General features: G+C 77.2%; 1 protein-coding gene. It reads left to right on the top strand.

The features are described 5' to 3' along the window. Nucleotides 1-1362: prolyl oligopeptidase family serine peptidase (locus tag AB0K09_RS33390; protein WP_366069139.1), on the top strand; the 1362-nt coding region annotated here is incomplete at both ends.

The raw sequence follows: 1362 nt of genomic DNA, 5'->3' as shown, positions 1-1362 counted from the left end.
GGAGTTCACCGGCCCGGGCCCCACGGATCTGCGCCGGGTGCTCGTAGCCGTGCCCCTCGACGGCTCGGCCGCCGGCGACCGGGGCGCCGTCCGTGAACTGACGGACGACGCACACCGCTTCGTCACCGGTCCGCGGCTGTCCCCCGACGGCCGGCGGGCGGCCTGGATCGCCTGGGACCATCCGCGCATGCCGTGGGACGGCACCGAGCTCAAGACCGCCCGGATCGGACCCGGCGGCCGGTTCACGGACGTCCGGACCGTCCTGGGCGGGCCGGAGGAGTCCGTGGCCCAGGTGGAGTGGGCCGCCGACGGCGGGCTGCTGGCCGTCACCGACCGCACCGGGTGGTGGAATCTGCACCGCGTCGACCCGGACAGCGGGCGGAGCACCGCCCTGTGCCCGCGCGAGGAGGAGTTCGCGGGCCCGCTGTGGCGGGTCGGCCAGCGCTGGTTCGCCCCGCTGGCGGGCGGGCTGATCGCCGTCGTCCACGGGCGGGGCCCCACCGGGCTGGGCATACTCGACCCGGACACCGGCGAACTGGTCGACGCCGCCGGACCGTGGACCGAGTGGGCCGCCACCCTCGCGACGAACGGCACCCGCGTCGTCGGCGTCGCGGCCGGTCCGCGCACCGCGTACGAGGTGGTCGAGCTGGACACGCGCACGGGCCGCGCCCGTGTGATCGGCGCCCGGCACACCGACCCCGTCGACCCGGCCCTCTACCCCGAGCCGCGCGTCCGCACCTTCACCGGCCCCGGCGGCCGGGACGTCCACGCCCACGTCTACCCGCCGCGCAACCCCGGCCACGCCGCGCCCGCCGGCGAACTGCCGCCCTACGTCGTGTGGGTGCACGGCGGCCCCACCAGCCGGGCCCCGCTCGCCCTCGACCTGGAAATCGCCTACTTCACCTCGCGCGGCATCGGCGTGGTCCAGGTCGACCACGGCGGCTCCACCGGCTACGGGCGTGCCTACCGCGAGCGGCTGCGGGGCCGGTGGGGGGCCGTCGACGTCGAGGACTGCGCGGCCGTCGCGGAGGCGCTGGCCGAGGAGGGCACCGCCGACCCGGCGCGGCTGGCGATCCGGGGCGGCAGCGCGGGCGGCTGGACCGCGGCCGCGTCGCTCGCCGCCACCGGGCGCTACGCCTGCGGCACCATCGCCTACCCCGTCATGGACCCGGCGAGCTGGCGGCGCAGTACCCACGACTTCGAGTCCCGCTACCTGGACTCGCTGATCGGGCCGCCGGACGACGACGCCGGGCGCCACCGCGAACGGTCGCCGCTGCACCGGGCGCACAAGGTCTCCGCCGCGTTCCTGCTGTTGCAGGGCCTGGACGACCCCATCTGCCCGCCCGCGCAGAGCGAGCTGTT

It is taken from the genome of Streptomyces sp. NPDC049577 (assembly GCF_040675635.1).
In the GTDB taxonomy this organism is placed as follows: domain Bacteria; phylum Actinomycetota; class Actinomycetes; order Streptomycetales; family Streptomycetaceae; genus Streptomyces.
This window is presented reverse-complemented; position numbering and strand designations above follow the sequence as displayed.